Origin of the sequence: Fastidiosibacter lacustris (genome assembly GCF_003428155.1) — a bacterium.
GTDB lineage: Bacteria > Pseudomonadota > Gammaproteobacteria > Francisellales > Francisellaceae > Caedibacter > Caedibacter lacustris.
The window spans coordinates 1-18,104 of record NZ_QLIR01000014.1 but is presented as its reverse complement, the minus strand read 5'-3'; the positions used below and the strand labels follow the sequence as shown (position 1 = coordinate 18,104).

Here is an 18,104-nt window from a genome sequence, read left to right as displayed (position 1 = left end):
ACACCTTTAAGCAATTTAATATACTGATAGTATATTTGACAATAAAAATAAATTAAATTTTTTAAAAGTTATTGGACACATTAATTTTACTTATTAATAACCCAGTCCAACCATTCTTCGGTAAGCTCTGAAATATGTGTGCGCTTGTTTTGAACAACAAGAAAATCACGTTTCAACTCAAACATATCACATGTTAAAATAACACACTCAGGTTGATCGACTAAGGCATGACGTGAAATACAACCGATAGCTTGGCTATTCTTAACCGCTAAGCATACTGCTGCACTACTGCCAAGTTCTAAAAAAATATTGAGTTGATAGTTCATTAAAGGTAAGAAGTTTTGCTCTAGAATGCCTCTTGTGCCTGAGCCACGTTCACGCAAAATAAATGGATAGTCTTTTAAGTCCATTATGCTCACATTGTTCTTACCTACTAATGGGTGTTGTTTTGACACAAATAAAACCAGTTCATCCTGGGCAAAAGGGAAAGAGTTGATTTGGTTATTTAGACAATTTGTCTCTATGAATCCAATTTCAACTTGATGCTGGATCACTTGCTCAATAACTTGCTCACTATTAGAGATAGTTAGTATCAATTGCACATTTGGGTATTTGGTTTTAAAACTCGCCATACGCGGTGGTAAAACATAGTTGCCAATGGTGTTGCTTGCAGCAATGCGGATCTTACCACAAAGCGCTTGGTTATGAGAGAAAAAACTTTGGACTTTAGCTACCTCTTCCAAAAGCTTAACAGCTTGAGGATAAAGACGCTCCCCATTATGGTTAAGTACAATTTTACGATCAACACGATCAAAAAGTTTCACGCCTAATTTCGCTTCTAATCCTGACAAAGCACTACTTAATGCAGGCTGTGTTAAATTGAGCGCTTCTGATGCTTTAGTGATACTGCCATGCTCGGCAATCGCAGTAAATATGGCAAGTTGTTGATAGGACAGCATATTGTTATGACTCAACCTAAATATTCAAAACCTTTTTTAAAGTTGAAGTTATGTTCCGCTTCAATATGTCGAATCGTACCAGAAACAGAGCGCATGACCAAACTATGTGTTTTTGCGATTTGACCCTTGCGTTTTACACCTTTTAACATTTGACCATCAGTCACACCCGTGGCTGCAAAAAGCACATTACCAGAAGCAAGGTCGGTTAAATGATAGATTTTATTCAGATCCGCAATGCCCCATTTTTTAGCACGCGCTTTTTCATCATCATTTCTGAAAATTAATCTCCCCTGCATTTGTCCACCTAGACAACGTAAGGCAGCAGCAGCTAACACCCCTTCAGGCGCGCCACCTACACCCATATACATATCAATACCACTGTCTTCTTGTGCTGTAGCTATAACAGCCGAAACATCGCCATCACCAATAAGTGCAATACGCGCACCTGCCTCACGCACTTTGCGAATGATTTCTTCATGTCTTGGACGCTCCAAAATACACACTACTAAGGCTTCTATTGGGATAGCTTTAAAATCAGCTAAACGTTTTAGATTTTCAGCAGGTTCTGCATTGATGTCGATGATATCCTTTGGTAAGCCATGTCCACCAACTGCAATTTTCTCCATGTAGACATCTGGAGCATTTAAAAAACCACCATCTTCAGCCATAGCGATAACCGCCAGTGCATTAGGACCACCCTTTGCTGTGATGGTCGTCCCCTCTAATGGATCTAAAGCAATATCAACTTTAGGACCACCTTTACCAACTTTCTCACCAATATAAAGCATAGGAGCCTCATCACGCTCACCCTCACCAATAACAACCGTACCATTAATATCTAGTCCATTTAAGGCACGACGCATGGCATCAACTGCAACTTGATCTGCGGCTTTTTCATCCCCTTTGCCCATTTGACGCCAAGCAGATAGGGCTGCAGCTTCAGTGACTCTTACGGTTTCTAGTGCTAAATTACGATCCATTCTACGCCTCTTTGATTAAGTCTTTGTGCACCAACATCATGCTTATTGCCATAACAAAAATAGCCATACAGGAAGGTTGGTGTTCGTTGAAAATCGTCAACATTGTAACAATTGTGATCTGAAAAAGGTATGAGTTTTTTTGGCTAAAACTAAAGGCTACACCTATTTAGACCTAAGTATATTCTGTTACAATGTGCACCAAGGTTATTTTAAATAAGAAATATTATGTTAAGCTTGATTTCACCAGCTAAAAGTCAGGATTTTAGCAACAACGTACCAACGGATAAAGCAACTGATGTATTATTTAAAAATGAAATTACACAACTTGTGCAAAAGCTAAAACACTATTCTCCAGATCAATTTGAGACCTTAATGAAAATATCGCCTAAGCTTGCCGAGAAGGTATTTGATATGTATGTTAATTTTGACAACCAAAATTATACTAAAGCGAATGCTAAGCAAGCACTTTTTGCCTTTACAGGCGATGTATATCGTGGGCTAGATACGTTAAGTTTAACTGCCAACCAACTCGACTATGCACAAAATCATGTATTGATGATCTCAGGATTATATGGACTTATTCGTCCGCTTGACTTAATTCAAGCCTATCGCTTAGAAATGGGAGTAAAGTTTTATATTGATAACTTGCTGTTATATGATTTTTGGCGCGCTAAACTTACTACAAAGTTAAACGAAATTATTGCTACCAGTGAGCACAAAGTGATTGTTAATCTAGCTTCAAATGAATATAGTAAAGTAATCGATCAGAAAGCAATTCATGCAACGTGGCTAGAAGTCGATTTTAAAGAACACCATATGAATAAATACCAAACAATCGCACTTTTTGCCAAACGCGCACGAGGGCGTATGGTACGTTTCATTCTTGACCATCGTATCAACACCATAGATGGACTTAAGGCATTTGATTATGATGGTTATACCTTTAACTCTGAACTCTCACATACATATTTGCTTTGCTTTACTCGAGTAAAGCCATGAAAATAAAACTCTTAGCTTTAGGCGAGAAAATGCCCAAATGGGTCATGGCTGGTTTTGATGAATATAGTAGGCGTCTATCAGGATCTACGATTCAATTACAGCTTATTGAGCTACCTATTGCAAAGCGGACTAAAACCGCTAGCATTGCAAAATACTTGGAGCAAGAAGCAAAAACACTACTATCCAGATTTGATGACAATGATCATTTAGTAATATTAGACGTTCAATCTAAACAAATAAGTACAGAAGAGTTGGCACAAAGAATTCAAAACTGGCAGCAACATACGCCTAATGTCGCAATTGTCATCGGTGGTCCTGATGGTATTGATCAATGTATTAAAGCACAGGCTCAAGAAAAAATCTCATTATCAAGAATGACTTTCCCACACCCGATTGTACGCATCATTTTTGCAGAGCAAATTTACCGTGCATGGACAATATTGCAAGGGCACCCTTATCACAAATAGCGAATGGCAGAAAAGTAATGGTAAAAAATGCTCAGTATATTTTCTGGATTTTGCTCACATTCTTCGTAGATGTAGTCCAAATTTTTGGGGAAATGTAGTATCTTCTTTTTGGTAACAGATTCAAGCCAACCAAGAATATTTAGCTCTTCAGGGTAAGTGGCTGAGGATTCAAGGTAACTAAATGTGATCCCTTCATCAGCGTATGAAATATAAATAATAATAAGGTTTCCCTGGTGATCACGAAGTTTAACGGGAAGCTTTAACTCATCTTCATCATTTATTTTCAAATGCTAAAACCAACAAACAGCTATTTGTAGGTGTAAGTTTATCAGTTCTTAAGCACTATGCAAATGCAACAAATTTCAAAATCACTCACTTTATAGCTTCCAAAGTAGACTTAAACGCTCTTACCCCCTTAAACTGCTTCAAATAAAAAAATCAATACACATGCACAACCATAACAGTCAATACAATTAGCCATGTAAATTTGCCATTAACATAATTTGTCTTCTTGCTCGCCATATCCCGAAAGCGATTGCAATTCCAATAGCAAAACTCACAAAGAATAATGCTGACCACCCCCAATGTGTTTGAATCCATCCAGCCATTGGCCCTACTAACACTCTTCCTAACGAATCAATCGAGCTTAATACAGCAAATTGTGTTGCCGAGAAACTTTTATTGACCAAGCTCATAATCATCGCAACCAATACAGCTGTCCCCATTGCACCAATCATGTATTCAATGGCAACAGATAGCACCATCAAATAATAACTTTTACCAATAAGAGCAAGCCACATATACATTAAATTGGCAGTCGCCATTAGCACACTCAACCATAAAAAAGTACGAAACAATCCAAAGCCTTTGGCAAGCATCCCACCTAAAACTAAACCAATAAAAGTAAATATAAGCGCGTTAAACTTATATGAAACGGCAATAGTAGTTTTATCAAACCCAAGCTCTGAAAAGAAAACTGTATTAAGTGAAAATGCCAAAGCATCACTAAATTTATAAAAAACAATAATGAGTAACATTACGGTTGCCACCCATATTCCACGCCGAGTGAAAAAATCATAAAACGGCAGAATAACTGCATCAACGAATGTTTTAGGTTGATTTGTCACCTTAGCTTCTTTTGCCAATAGCGTCCCTAGCAATCCTATGGTAAAAAAAGGAATAAGCGCCTGCATCCCTTTATTCCAATTATTATCAAAATACTCAACTATTATCAATAACAGTGCACCTGTCACCATCATTGCAACACGATAACCCAAAACTGATACTGAACTGCCTAAAGCTCTCTCATCTTCATTTAGTATTTCTGTTTGATAGGCATTTATAGCAATATCTTGAGTTGCTGAAAAAAAACAAATTGCCAATGCAATGATCGCAATCATAACAGGGGAACTGGAAGGTGAGAATTGACTCAACAAGAATACGCAAAAAATGAGTATAAGCTGCATAAGCAATATCCAACCTTTTCTGCGTCCTAAATATTTAAAGCTTATACGATCGATAACAGGTGACCACAGATATTTAATCGTATATGGAATTGCCACCAGTGACAAAAGACCGATATCTTGAATGCTTATTCCTGCCTCTTTATACCATAACAGCAAAGATGAGGCGGTTAACATCAAAGGCAAACCAGAAGAATAGCCTAATAAAAACATCACCAGCATCTTGCGGCTAGTTAGAATCCCTTTAATACTATCAATTGTTGCCGCTTTTAACTGTGTGGAAAAGTTCATAAATGTAAAACTCTACCTAGAGTAATGAAAATTAAGTATATACCACTCATAAATTTTAGTGTCAAACATTTAAAAAGCGTATTTATGCCTAAACGACCTTTATCATTACATATTTACCTAAATCTAAGCGCTTTTGTATTTTTGAGTCAAAAGCATATAAATGTTGCTTTTGCACGTGTAAATGAATATCTTGATCGCCATTTCCTTGTCAATAACCTTCAATTCTCACTGTCATTCGTGATTGGCTGTTACGAATAAAGCCATACAGTAAGATTTCAGCACCTAGATGCTCAATAGTAATATAGCTAAATCACTTTTAGCTTTTATATAACCTTTGCTAATATGCTCATATTCTTTGATATATCCTTAAAAGAAAATATTTATACCTCATTACTGCCAATCAATGCTGTTACTACATACTTTAGTGTTTCTTCGCTTTCACGTCACACTTAGCCAGGGGAATAAGTTTACTATGCTTTACGAGTTTATAGCCGATCAAAAGTACTAGAAATAAAATAAAGCCAATATAGATGGCAAAAAATTTCTGCCAAGTTAGATTACCTGTCAAGATGTCATGAAACTCCTGTCCTAAAATAATGATGGCAATCAAAATCATGGCAAGAATGGGTGCCATTGGGAACCATTTTGACTTATAGGGTAAATCTTTTAGTGCATAGCCTTGGATAAGATATGCGCGACGAAAACGATAATGGCTTAATGCAATGCCAAACCAAGCAATAAAACCTGCTAAAGAGGAAATATTAACAAGCCAAATAAACACCGCTCCATTTTCTAAAAAGGAAGTCAAAAAGAAAAAGCAGCCTATAAGTCCGGTAATCAAAAGTGCATTTACTGGAATACCCTGACGATTGATGTAAGCAAATAAGCGCGGGGCTTGTTTAGTATGTGCCAAATGCCACATAATCCGTGTCGCTGAATACATACTTGCGTTACAAGCAGACAAAATAGCAATCAAAATTACAGCATTCATGATGGTGGCCGCATAAGTAAGCCCTGCATTTTTAAAAACAATCGTAAATGGACTAACTGCAATATCTGAGTTTTTATTTACCAGAATTTCGCTTGTATAAGGAATTAAAAAACTGATAATACCAATTGCAAGTATATAAAAAATCACCAATCTCCAAAAAGTGCGCTTAATCGCTTGTGGAATAGAACTGCGTGGATTATCGGCTTCTCCTGCTGCCACTCCAACAAGTTCTGTACCTTGAAATGAGAACCCTGCAATCAAAAACACAGCCATAAAGCCAATTGCACCATTATGAAAAGGTGCATCACCTATATGCCAATTTTCGAAGCCTACAGAGCCTCCCATACCCGTGACGCCAACAAGAGTCAGAATACCAACCACAATGAAGATAATCACAAATGCAACTTTGATAAATGAAAGCCAATATTCCGTTTCGCCATAAACTTTGACTGCCAGAAGATTAAGACCAAATATCAATACAAAGAACAATACACTCCAATAGATAGTATGCACGTTTGGAAACCAATATTGCATAATAAATGAAGCGGCAATAATTTCAGCGGCAATAGTAATCGCCCAGTTAAACCAATAATTCCAACCCATAGCAAATCCAAATTCTGGACTCACATATTTGCTAGAATATTCACAGAATGTACCTGTTGTTGGCGAATGTGCTGCCATCTCTCCAAGACTACACATTAAAAAATAAACCATTATTGAGATGATGGTGTAAGCTAACATTGCACCACCTGGTCCCGCTTCATAAATCGCACTGCCACTGGCTAGAAAAAGCCCTGTTCCAATAGATCCCCCCAATGCAATCATAATCAAATGGCGTGCTTTCAAATTCCGCTTTAAGTTTGACATATCTTTCCTTTCCCTTTTTATTTTATCTTTTTGCACTAAACTTAACCATTTTATGGACGTGTATAAATAGCGCTACGTAACAGCGCTACCTTATCATTTGCTTTCATCAGTAACGTGCCTGCAAGTACTCCATCATAGGTTGTCGCATAATAATATAAGTCTTCTGCTGTTTTAACACCTGATAGACTCAATAGGGTAACATAGTTAGGTATGATTTTTGCTAAGCGTGCAATGTTGTTCATATCCATCTCAAGACTATCAAGATCACGATTATTAACACCGATAAGTGTTGCCCCACAGTTAAGCGCCATTTTTGTTTCTTGCTCATCAAAAACTTCAACAAGTGCTGTCATATTTAAAGATTCAACACATTCAATGAGTAATTTTAGTTTATCTGCTGTTAAACAACGAACGATTAACAAACACGCATCAGCCCCACTTTTACGCGCATGATATACCTGCTTTTCATCTATAATAAACTCTTTACACAATATAGGTAAACTTGTAACTTGCCTTACTCTTTGAATATCCTCAAAGCTCCCACCAAAAAATGGCTTATCGGTTAAAATAGAAAGTGCACAAGCACCACCTTGTTCATATTCTGTCGCAATCTTAATCAGATCATAGTGTGGGTCAATTATCCCTTCTGAAGGGGACCGTGCTTTAAGTTCCGCAATAATTGCAACTTTCGCCTTATGGATAGCTGTTAAAAAATTATTATTGGATTTAGCTAAGTACTTTGAGTCGATAGTTGGAAGAGATAAAAGTTCTTTATCCTTGGATTCGATAATTTGTCGTAGAATCATATCATTATCCTAAAGGGTTACAAAACACAGTTATCACTGTGCCATTGTCTAATCTGAATTTCAAGTTGTATTAATTAACGTGTTAAATTTAACTTGAATTAAGTGAAAGCTGCTAAAAAATCACTATTTTGCTCAGATTAGAACATAATAAGATTTAAAAGTAACCATACTTATTTGTTACTAAATGTGTAACGAGAATTTGAATTTACACAGTATTTAACAACAAATTATTTAAAAGGGATGGGAATTATTTTCTGAGCAGTTACGTTTAGAGTAAACTTTTTCTTGATTTTTCGATACTTTTATTATCGAATCTACGCTTAAGCAATTTAAATTTAGTCGAAAACTGAATGAAAACTTTAAAAGGACAAACCAGCGTTTTAACCATCACAAGCCTTACTGAATTTGGAGAGCGCTACAGTTACTACGTTATTCAATCACTATTAATCTTCTTTTTAATCCAAAAATTTAATCTTCCACAGGCAGCAAGCGCCTCTTTAGTTGGAACAGTATTAAGCATGGTATATATTTCTGCTTTAGTGGGAGGCTACATTGCTGACAAACTGATTAGTTATTATCGCTCAGCAATACTCGGTGTTGGATTCATGATTACAGGTAGTTGTATACTTGCTATTGCAAGTTCTGAAAATCTACTATTTGTTGGACTTGCATTTATCTCAATTAGTACGGGATTAATCAAGTCGAATATTAGCTCTTTTATTGGACGCTTTTATGATCATACAGGCGCCACTGAAGGGCAGCGTGATTTTGGATTTAATATCTTCTACATTGGTATTAATGCAGGTGGTTTTGCTGCGCTATTTATCGCTTCATATTTGAATGACACGTATGGATTTGCAGCACCGTTTTATTCAAGTTTAATTGTTTCGATTTTGGTGCTAATAAATCTGATTATTGGTTTTTTCTTGTTGGTTAAACACATAAAAGAAGTCAGAATAAACTTAACTATTATTGCTAAAACAACTGTTATTTTGGTCGGATATTTTGTGATGGTGTTCATTATTTTAAAAAATCCCATTATTGCAAATGTAGCAATTATTGTTGCAGCAATCGGATGTTTGGTGATTATGACATTTTCGGCACAAAAAAAATATTGGCGTAATGTAATCGTGTTGTTAGTGTTTTTTGTGCTTTCCATTTTATACTGGGCGCTGTTTTTTCAAATATTTATTTCGATATTGTTATTTATCTCGCAAGGCGTAAATTCACATTTTCTGGGCTGGAATATATTAACTTCTCAGTTTTTAAGTTTTGAGGCAGCTGGAGTGCTTATTTTTGGCTTTTTCATGGGGAAAATATGGCTCTACTTTGATCACAAAGGCAAACCGATACATGATATCGATAAATTTAACTTTGGCTTTATGACATTAGCGTTGGTCTTTTTAATTATTTGGATTGGCATCAAACTTACACCAATAGATAGTAGTATGGCTGCAACTTATATGATCATTGCATTTTTAGTGATGGCAATTAGTGAGCTATCGCTTTCTGCAATTGGTTTATCGCTTATTACTAAATTAGCGCCACCGAATTACGTGTCACTCTACATGGGCATATGGTTGGTAACACTTGGCATTGGTGGCAAACTGGCGGGTGCTATTTCACAGTGTGTAACTATTGCCGGGGATACTGAGTCAGTCAAATCAAGTATGGCTTTAGGTCTACTATTATTCATTGCACTGACGGTAATCGGCAGCATGTTATGTTTTTGTGTTAGAAGGTTTATTAAACACGGTTAACCTTTCCTTGCCCCAAGCATGATAGAGGTAAGGATAAGCAACGTTCCAACGCCTTGAATGAGAGTAATTTTTTCGTCTAAAAAAATAAATGATAGTAGCAGGGTTGAAATTGGCATTGCTGCTGTAACGAGTCCAGCTGTGCTCGCGCTGACTTGATTACATCCCATAAACCAAAACAAATAAAACAGCGCTGAAGAGATAGAAACTAAAAGCAATACAAAATAAGCAATGTAACTAAGTACCACTAATTCATACCAATTGGTAAAAAACAAAAATGGGACCATGGCAATGGCATTAATAATATTCATTAAAAATGCTGATTTTACAGCAGATAGCTCTGTACTTTTGAATTTGCTGATCACATAGTATAACGCTTCAGGAAGCATCGCGATCAAAATAATCCCGTCACCGATAAGCGATAACGATGAGAAATCATTAGCCGTGATATTTGTGCCATTAATCGCAATTAAACCAATGGTAGCAAATATGATGCATAGTGCTTTTAAACGCGTGATGCGTTGTTTAAAAATAAAGAATGATAGAATAATAATCATTGCTGGCAGTGTGCTAGTAATAAGCCCTGCCATACTAGCCGTGGTAAACTGAATGCCAGAAAGCATAAGAAGGTTAAAAAACATTCCAGCACAAAGTGCTTGCATGATCAAAATAAACCAATCCTTTTTGGCTAAAGTGCAAATTTTATCTTGTGGATTATTTTTTTGTTGCAAAAAAGGCATACACAGCATCAACACTAGGCTACCAACAACAAATCGAATTTCCAGTAGCACGACAATAGGTAGGTTTGCCACTAGAAACTTAGAACCTGTAATATTTATCCCAGTTACCATCTGTGCCACAATAAGTGACAAAATGCTCCACATATTAGCCTCCTTTAAAGTGATTGACTGACGATACTTAATGGTGCCCAGCTTTGGCAAGTTGGCATGACCTCTAACGTGTTGATATTGATATGTGGTGGTAGAGTCGTGGTAAAGTAAACAATGTTTGCAATATCTTCAGCAATAAGTGGTGAGTTTCCTGCGTAAACTTCATTTGCTTTGACTTCGTCACCCTTAAAGCGCACCAAAGAAAATTCGGTTTGTGACATACCTGGTTCAATTTCACTTACGCGAATGTTTTTACCTTGTAAATCACAACGAAGTGTGCGTGAAAATTGTTGGACGAAAGCTTTGGTTGCACAGTATACATGACCGCCAGGATAAGGCCAGTTTGCAGCGATAGAGCCAATATTGACAATATGACCCATGTTATTATTAAGCATAAATGGCAAAATGCGTTTAGTCATATAGATGAGCCCTTTAATATTGGTGTTGATCATCGTTTCAAAATCAAGCTCATCAGCATTTTGAAAGCTTGAAAGACCAAGAGCAAGTCCTGCGTTATTAATCAAAATCCCAATGTTCCGCATCGTCATAGGTAAAGCTTTGATAAACTGCTCAATATCATTCTTCTGCGTAACATCTAATTGAGCGATGTGAATAGGAAAGTTTGAATCTAGCTCTTGTGTTAACTTCTTAAGTCTGTCAAAGCGTCGTGCGGTTAAAATGACTGGGTGACCATTGGCATTGTATTTTTTTGCCATAGCTGCGCCAAAGCCTGCACTTGCTCCAGTAATTAAAACAATTGGTTTTGATTGTGACATTTTGACCCTTAATTTGTGATAGCTAGAGCCTCTTACCGTTGCTATGCTTGCGACAAGCTCTAAGAAATTTCAATATTTAATATGAGTATATAAAAAAACTTATCAACAAGCATCTTCCTTATATATGCTTTTTTGACTGACAACATAAAGCTTATGAATAACATTTGTTGATATTCCAAAAGTGTGTAACATATTCAAATTACAGATATTATAGTGATGAACCATGTGTATTATAGAATATAAATTATATGGCTTCTCGGATAAGCTCATAGACATATGGCAAACATTGTGTGGGATGTTAAATGACTGTGTTAGATAAAAAAACACTTCCTGCATTACTCATCAATAATGCTCTCTTCAATTTTTCACGCACCTTACCAGGTGCGATTATCGTTGTAGTCATTCTAGCGCATGGCGTATCCCTACAAGCGTTTACTTTAGCCAAGGCTTTACAATTAATTACTTCGACCATTGTCACTATTCCTGCTGGTATGGTTGCCGATAGGTATGGTCGAAAAAAGGCTTTAATTATAGCGTGTTTGTGCCAAATTATGTATTTTAGCTTACTAATAGAACCAACCTCTAATAAAGTAATTTTAGGTGAAATTTTTAATGGAATGGGACTAGCGTTCTATGCTGGCAGTTATGAAGCTTGGTTACTGCATTTAAATAGTAAGCGCCATGATTATCGCTTTATGAACAACATCATTCGCTCTTCTGAAATGGTGTTTTTATCTATTACTACTGCCTCCATCATTGGTGCGCTGATATCAACCTATGTATTTATCATTACCGTTATTTGTCTTATTTTAGTGACGCTTTTCTATTGCATACTTCCTGAAGAGAAGGCTGGAGCGCCTGAAAATAAAGAAAAGCCATTACCATCGCGTATGATATTTGTATCAGCATTTCGTTATCTTTTAGTCAGTAATATAGGCAAAGTTTTCCTCATCTCAGGGGTCGTTAGTATAGGAATGATGCAGTTTATTTATCAATATTGGCAGCCATTTTTTGTCCATACAGGTTTAGTACAACCTCTAGTTTTGGCACTTATTTTTTCATTTACTTTATGTGGACAATATCTATATTCCATACTATTTCGCAAATATATTTATACAAAACTACCATTAATCCCCTCCATTGTGCTTAGCCTCCTTTTAGCAAGCTCATCCTTGTATTTATTACTGTTTTTCTCTTCCAGCACTGCTTTGATTGTTATTGTTATATTTTTATATGCTAGCTTTAACGGTCTTCTATCCAATGCCACTAATTTGGTGAACGTTCTGGTGGCACGCAACATCGATAAGCAATATCACTCAACAGGGATCAGCATTATTGATCTGATTGGTAAATGTACAGGCGGCATTGCCTTATTTGTCGTTATCCCCTTTATATCAAGTGCCAATATATTCTGGATATGGCTAAGCTTTGCTTTGCTTTTGTCAGTGCTGGCGATCATCCTATATTTGCTACATGCACGTGCTATTTTTGCCAATGAAAGTCATGATATTATTCGCTAATTTTAGTCTTGTAGAGCTATCCTGAGAAGGCTTAATTTCCTGGGGCCCTTATCGTATAATTATCGATTCTGATTGGGGATTTTTTCTAAACCAAAAAAATCAGTAACAATCATCCCTGTTTATTCGCTTTTTTGATACCATAGCCCTAATCCATCAAGCTGATATGTAGTTAAGAATGCAAATAGATAGTTTAGTAATTTTTAAAAATCACCCAGCGAGAGTGATTGGTTTTCAAGATAAGAAAGTCGAAATTCAGTTAGAAAATGAAAAAACCATAAAATTGCCCGAAAAAAATTTATTATTGCTACATGATGGTGGTTTTAAGAAGTTTGATGTACTTGCAGATGAATTAGGAGATGGTGAGTTAATTGAAGCCTGGAATTTATTACAAGGTGAAAAAACAAGCTATCCAGAATTAAGCGAATTAATTTATGGTGAGTATACACCTGCTACGGCTTATGCCACATGGCAACATGTGCAAAAGAATGTCCATTTTGCTGAAGAATCTGGTGAAATCGTTGTCAATAATGAAGAAACGATAGCTGCTATTATCAAAGAAGCAGAAAAGAAAAAACAAAAAGCGCAAGCCTTAGAGAGTTTTATCACTCGGTTAAAACAGAAGACCTATCTCACTCAAGATGAACCCTTCCTTAAAGAGATTGTGAGTTTTGCCCTAGGGCAAAGTTTAAGTTGTCGGTTTTTTTAAATTCTTAGACAAAGAAGAAAATCAACAAAATGCACATCTATTATTACTGGAAATAAATTATTGGAATGAGTTTTTTAATCCATATCCAATCAGAATGGGCATAAGTTTAGATGAGCCAAAGTTTGATTTACCTAAGCTTCAAGATGAAACAAGAGTAGATTTAACCCATATGGAAAGTTATGCTATTGATGATGAAGATAGCCATGACCCAGATGATGCAATCAGTTTTGATGAAACCAATCAAAAGTTTTGGGTGCACGTTGCAGATCCTGCGGCAATAATCACTCCCGATGGTAAAATAGATATTGAAGCGCGTGCCAGAGGTACTAATCTATATTTGCCAGAAAAGATTGTACCAATGCTACCACATCAAGTAACACATAACTTGGCACTAGGGTTACACCCACTTTCACCTGCGCTTTCTGTTGGATTTAGAGTGTTAGATGGCGAAATTCAAGATATTGAAGTGGTATTATCGACTATCAAGGTCAAGCGTCTAAGTTATACAGCAGCTGAAGCAAGACTAACAGAAAAACCATTTCAATATTTTGTTGAAGCTTCTAAAGCCTTCAATCAATATCGTCATCAGCATGGCGCTGTTGATCTACAGTTTCCTGAAGTCAAACTACAGTTGAGAGAATATAAAGTTGAGATTAGGGAACTTGAAATATTAAAAAGTCGTAATATCGTGCGTGATGCGATGCTTATGGCAGGTGTTGCTATAGCGAAATTTGCTGATATGCATAATATTCCATTACCATTTTCAACTCAGCCAGAGCATGATTTAACTCCAGAAGAGCAAATGCCTGTTAAGTTATCCGAGATGTTTGCCATAAGAAGACGCCTACAAAAAGGTCAATATAAGAGTGTCGCTGATCGTCACGCAGGAATGGGATTATCTGCTTACGTTCAAGCTACAAGCCCATTAAGGCGTTATTTAGATCTGGTTGTTCATCAGCAACTTCGCCGCTTTCTAAAAGGTGAAACACTGTTTTCAGAGGAAGAGATTTTGGTGCGTATTGGTGAAAGTGAATCTGGCATCAAGGCTGCACGTCAATCAGAAATGTTTAGTAACAATCATTGGAAATGCGTTTACCTTATGCAACATTGTGGCTGGGAGGGTGCGGCAATCGTGATCGAAAAACAACAAGGGAATCGTGTCACCATATTTATTCCCGCATTATCGCTAATCAAAAAACTCACATTAGTGGAGTCGGTAGAATTAGATGAAACCATCAAAATAAAATTAAGTCACGTGAAACTTCCAACTCAGGATTTTTATTTTCAGGTGGTTTTGACTGACAACACTGTAGGCAGGTGAAAATACTCTATTTTATTTTTGCTACCGTTTCAAAAATTTTGCAGGCTATACGTACTCGTTACGACAGATATTTAACCAGGATAGTTTAGAAAATTAGGCGTTTTAGCTGTAACGATAGATACTATCGATTGCAATTATAAATCGTCTAATTTATAGAGATGGTTTAAATTCTTTTAACTTCATCCCAATAAATAATTCACCCAGAATTCATGGTTAAAATAACGATTTTACAAGTTTCATACCGGTTGTGGGTTATTGTAATATCGTTTGATCTGAGTGGCAAGCCAGCCACCATCATCCATGGGGAAAGTCCCGACACTAGTGGTACTACCGCCACCCCATAGGATAGCAAATACATGGCTTTGTTGCGCTTTATCCATGTTGTCGCGCGACCAATCATAATTGCTGATCATCTGACCATTACTCAATAAATACTGTGGCAATTGACATGCTGGTTCACAATCATAAATCTCTTTTTGCAGAGTAATATTTTTGATATAGCTTTGTAGATTACTTAAGTCTTTTTTAACCACAGGATTACCCAAGAAGTAATCAGGCGCTGTTGCCCCATGGGTACCTTGATCAAGCTCCTCTGTCGTCTGTAAATGCCCTCCTGGCAATTGCCATAACATTACAGGCACTTTACCCAAACCTTCTGATAATTGTTTGACATAAGTTAGATAATTATTCCAGTCACGGCTATTCCAAACAAATCCTGCACCTACTTCACCTGGTATTGGATTACGCTCGTATTTATCAAATACCAAAAAATCTGGTTTGTAAGCTCCGGTATACAAGCCAGCATCCTGCCACAATTTAATCGTTGAATTACTGATAACTTCCTCTACTTGTTGTTCTGTTAAATCCTTATGCAACCAATTTGCACCTATCACATTCCAGACATTTTCTTGCCACCCAAAGCTAATATCTGGAGCAAAGTTTTTGATCACCCAGTTACTAGCCTGGATCCAACCTTTAAAGTCATCGCTGAAGTTTGGCAATTGCGCCGTTTGACCTTTATAATCTTTTAATATTTCAATAGCATTCTCTTCCCATGGTTTTTTAACGTCCCATGGGCTATAAACGTCTGGTTTAAGAGATCCATTTTCAGCAATTTGAAAAAAACCTTCAGGTGTTTTGTTGTTAATATTCAGTGTCTTACCGTTATTCAACATAATTGTCCAATTATGCGCAGTTGTAACGAACCAATAAGCCTGCTGCAATGCGTTTTTGACATCTATAAAAGTTGGTGAATTTGGATCAAGCAAGTCCTTATATAAAGACATTTGCTGGATCATCCCCATAAGATCAGGGTTTAATATAATTGATCCTGGCAGATCATACTTCTTTCCTTCAGCTTGAATGGTCTGTGCTTCCAACATTAAGTTAATAAAATGCTTTGTTAAAATCAGGTTTTGTAGCTCATCTTCACTTTTACTATTATCAAAATCTTTAAAACTTGTGCCCCCGCTCATTTCGGCAGTATAAATCACCATAACAGGACGAGTTACACGCTTATTTTGCTCTGTAACCACCTGCGCAAGTTTATAGGTGTTTTGAGTGTAAATTGGATAAATAATCATACCAGGGTCACCATTTCCGCCATCACCTGCATATTTAAAAATTGCATCTACAGGTCGATCTCTAAACTGTGTTGGATTTAGGAAATTGGCATCCGTCACAGCTCCCATAGCAATATAATTTGGCCAGCCCTTTACAGATGGATGAGCTTCATTTTTATCAAATTGCAAGACAAAGTGATTACAACTTTGACAATTCTGAATCACTACTGTTTGCGGTTTTAAGCTATATTGATAGTCACCTATCGTGATACTTGCAGCATCCACTTCATAACTACCCACTGGCAAATTCACTTTTAGTTCTTCACCATGCGTATCTTCAATCTCTTGTTTATCAATTACCTTGCCTGCCTGACTTAATGTCAACGTTGTTTTGCTACCTGTTGGTAATCCTGAGATTGTATAAAAAACAGGGTAAGTGATAATCGGTGTTTCTGTAACGTTCATGCTCACAGAGTAAATGGTGCTTGGATTTTCAAGAGTTACTTCAGTTGGAGAAAATGTAAAGTGGTAAACGCTCATAGAGCCAGTTATATCTTCTGTACTAAACCGATAGGTTTTATCTTTTGCCAATGTAATCGTCTTATCTGCACCCCAAGGGACATCTAAGGTTTGGCTATCACTTACACTATTTTTATCCTCTATTGTCACGGAAACAACGTTGTTACTGATTCCTTGTGGTTTTTCATGCAACAAGCTGAATTTTAACTGTGAATCTTGCAATTGATACTTTAACGTCACGATTTGCGATTTATTTTTAACTGCTGTCACAGGATTGGCTGAAACAATAGCAACTGGTTGCTGTATATCATCCTTTTTAACATATGCGCTAATGCTATATCTCCCGGGAGTTACGTTTAAACCTTGTGTTTTTACTGATTTCCAAGTAACCCTATACGCAATTACCCCATTTTCCATAAGCTCAATTACAGTGTCATTGGGTAGTGTGTGACTATCGTTTGCTTGCTCAAATAATAACAGACTTGTTTCTTCTGGTTGTGAGGACTGAACGTGGAACTCAGTAATATTTAAGTTATTTTCTGTAGATGAAAAAGTAAAACTTGCCAGATGACCTTTAGGTAATATTACATCCTCTTCTGGCCACCAATATTGTCCATACTGAACCTTAATATTTCGTTCATCTTGAGATATAGTCACTGGTGCAGATAATTCCTTTTTAGCTGTATTGTCCCTGAGATCCCAAACCGCATTTATTTTCCCTTGGTCTATTGTAAACTCAATGGCTCGTTGTGTCAGATCAATATCTTCATCACAGCTAAAACTTAAGGTCTTCGTCCAATCTCCGCTGATTTCTTTTAAAGTGCATGTAGCATATGTACCGTTATACAAAAAGCCAAGCACAGTTAAAACTAATATTTTTTTGTTACTATTTTTCATTTGTGTTCTCAACTTGTTCTCTCATATTTCTGCTTCAATCGTGAATTTTAGTCACCACTTTTATATTTTTTAAATTTTTATGTTCATCTCTATATTTAAAAAAATCTAAAGTCAAAGCAAAGTACCTCTGATAATTCTTTTACGTTTTGATTTTGAACTTCGATGGAATAATCTAAAAAAATAGACTTTGGCACGTAAATGTTCTCTATTTTATCTTTCTTGATATTATGTTGGTCAAATTATAATAAACAAGTTTAACGTAAAATTTAGGACAGATAGTCTGAAAACTATATTGCTTCTTGACACTTAGCAAATCTCGTTCTGTTGCAAACT

15 protein-coding genes are annotated in these 18,104 nt (G+C 36.5%); 6 read left to right on the top strand and 9 right to left on the bottom strand.

The features are described from left to right. Positions 1–86: 86 nt before the first annotated feature. Together DNJ77_RS07215 and glpX are read right to left on the bottom strand one after the other, a co-directional pair. The gene (locus DNJ77_RS07215; RefSeq protein ID WP_157966639.1) at positions 87–974 is read right to left on the bottom strand and encodes a LysR substrate-binding domain-containing protein; all 888 of its coding nucleotides are present in this window, start codon (positions 972–974) and stop codon (positions 87–89) included. Then, entirely contained in the window at positions 971–1,939 is a 969-nt protein-coding gene (gene glpX, locus DNJ77_RS07210) for a class II fructose-bisphosphatase (protein WP_116964328.1), read from the bottom strand. The genes DNJ77_RS07215 and glpX overlap by 4 nt, the downstream gene beginning before the upstream one ends. Before the next feature lie 225 nt (positions 1,940–2,164). Here glpX and yaaA point away from each other — a divergent pair, with 225 nt between their 5' ends. Further along, positions 2,165–2,938: a peroxide stress protein YaaA gene (gene yaaA / locus DNJ77_RS07205; RefSeq protein ID WP_116964327.1), complete on the top strand. Its 774-nt coding sequence runs from the start codon at positions 2,165–2,167 to the stop codon at positions 2,936–2,938. Beyond that, positions 2,935–3,405, top strand: coding sequence for a 23S rRNA (pseudouridine(1915)-N(3))-methyltransferase RlmH (gene rlmH / locus DNJ77_RS07200; protein ID WP_116964326.1), 471 nt, complete (start codon positions 2,935–2,937; stop codon positions 3,403–3,405). Before yaaA ends, rlmH begins: the two co-directional genes overlap by 4 nt. Here rlmH and DNJ77_RS07195 read toward each other — a convergent pair. The 4 genes from DNJ77_RS07195 to DNJ77_RS07180 all read right to left on the bottom strand — a co-directional run bounded on the left by DNJ77_RS07195 (position 3,396) and on the right by DNJ77_RS07180 (position 7,823). Next, positions 3,396–3,692: a hypothetical protein gene (locus DNJ77_RS07195; RefSeq protein WP_116964325.1), complete on the bottom strand. Its 297-nt coding sequence runs from the start codon at positions 3,690–3,692 to the stop codon at positions 3,396–3,398. The two genes, rlmH and DNJ77_RS07195, sit on opposite strands and share 10 nt — an antisense overlap. Before the next feature lie 186 nt (positions 3,693–3,878). Next, complete coding sequence (locus DNJ77_RS07190) at positions 3,879–5,159, bottom strand: AmpG family muropeptide MFS transporter (protein WP_420810630.1); 1,281 nt, start codon at positions 5,157–5,159, stop codon at positions 3,879–3,881. Positions 5,160–5,580: 421 nt separating this feature from the next. Continuing rightward, positions 5,581–7,017 carry an amino acid permease gene (locus DNJ77_RS07185; RefSeq protein ID WP_116964324.1) on the bottom strand — a complete coding sequence of 479 codons (1,437 nt, stop codon included), beginning with the start codon at positions 7,015–7,017 and terminating at the stop codon, positions 5,581–5,583. A gap of 50 nt (positions 7,018–7,067) precedes the next feature. Then, entirely contained in the window at positions 7,068–7,823 is a 756-nt protein-coding gene (locus tag DNJ77_RS07180) for an indole-3-glycerol phosphate synthase TrpC (protein WP_116964323.1), read from the bottom strand. Between the two features lie 350 nt (positions 7,824–8,173). Here DNJ77_RS07180 and DNJ77_RS07175 point away from each other — a divergent pair, with 350 nt between their 5' ends. Further along, on the top strand, positions 8,174–9,583 hold the full coding sequence (locus DNJ77_RS07175; RefSeq protein ID WP_116964322.1) for a peptide MFS transporter: 1,410 nt from the start codon (positions 8,174–8,176) through the stop codon (positions 9,581–9,583). On the opposite strand, the gene DNJ77_RS07170 is transcribed toward DNJ77_RS07175, so the two are convergent. Beyond that, complete coding sequence (locus DNJ77_RS07170) at positions 9,580–10,464, bottom strand: DMT family transporter (RefSeq protein WP_116964321.1); 885 nt, start codon at positions 10,462–10,464, stop codon at positions 9,580–9,582. The genes DNJ77_RS07175 and DNJ77_RS07170 overlap by 4 nt on opposite strands. 11 nt (positions 10,465–10,475) lie before the next feature. Then, positions 10,476–11,246: an SDR family NAD(P)-dependent oxidoreductase gene (locus DNJ77_RS07165; RefSeq protein WP_116964320.1), complete on the bottom strand. Its 771-nt coding sequence runs from the start codon at positions 11,244–11,246 to the stop codon at positions 10,476–10,478. 302 nt (positions 11,247–11,548) lie between these two features. Here DNJ77_RS07165 and DNJ77_RS07160 point away from each other — a divergent pair, with 302 nt between their 5' ends. From DNJ77_RS07160 to DNJ77_RS07150, 3 genes are all read left to right on the top strand, one after another. Then, the gene (locus tag DNJ77_RS07160) at positions 11,549–12,766 is read left to right on the top strand and encodes an MFS transporter (protein ID WP_116964319.1); all 1,218 of its coding nucleotides are present in this window, start codon (positions 11,549–11,551) and stop codon (positions 12,764–12,766) included. Between the two features lie 175 nt (positions 12,767–12,941). Beyond that, the gene (locus tag DNJ77_RS07155) at positions 12,942–13,472 is read left to right on the top strand and encodes a hypothetical protein (protein ID WP_116964318.1); all 531 of its coding nucleotides are present in this window, start codon (positions 12,942–12,944) and stop codon (positions 13,470–13,472) included. 94 nt (positions 13,473–13,566) lie between these two features. Next, positions 13,567–14,793 carry a ribonuclease catalytic domain-containing protein gene (locus tag DNJ77_RS07150; protein WP_116964317.1) on the top strand — a complete coding sequence of 409 codons (1,227 nt, stop codon included), beginning with the start codon at positions 13,567–13,569 and terminating at the stop codon, positions 14,791–14,793. Between the two features lie 236 nt (positions 14,794–15,029). Here DNJ77_RS07150 and DNJ77_RS07145 read toward each other — a convergent pair whose 3' ends face one another. Next, positions 15,030–17,771, bottom strand: coding sequence for a hypothetical protein (locus DNJ77_RS07145; protein WP_116964316.1), 2,742 nt, complete (start codon positions 17,769–17,771; stop codon positions 15,030–15,032). Positions 17,772–18,104 lie beyond the last annotated feature (333 nt).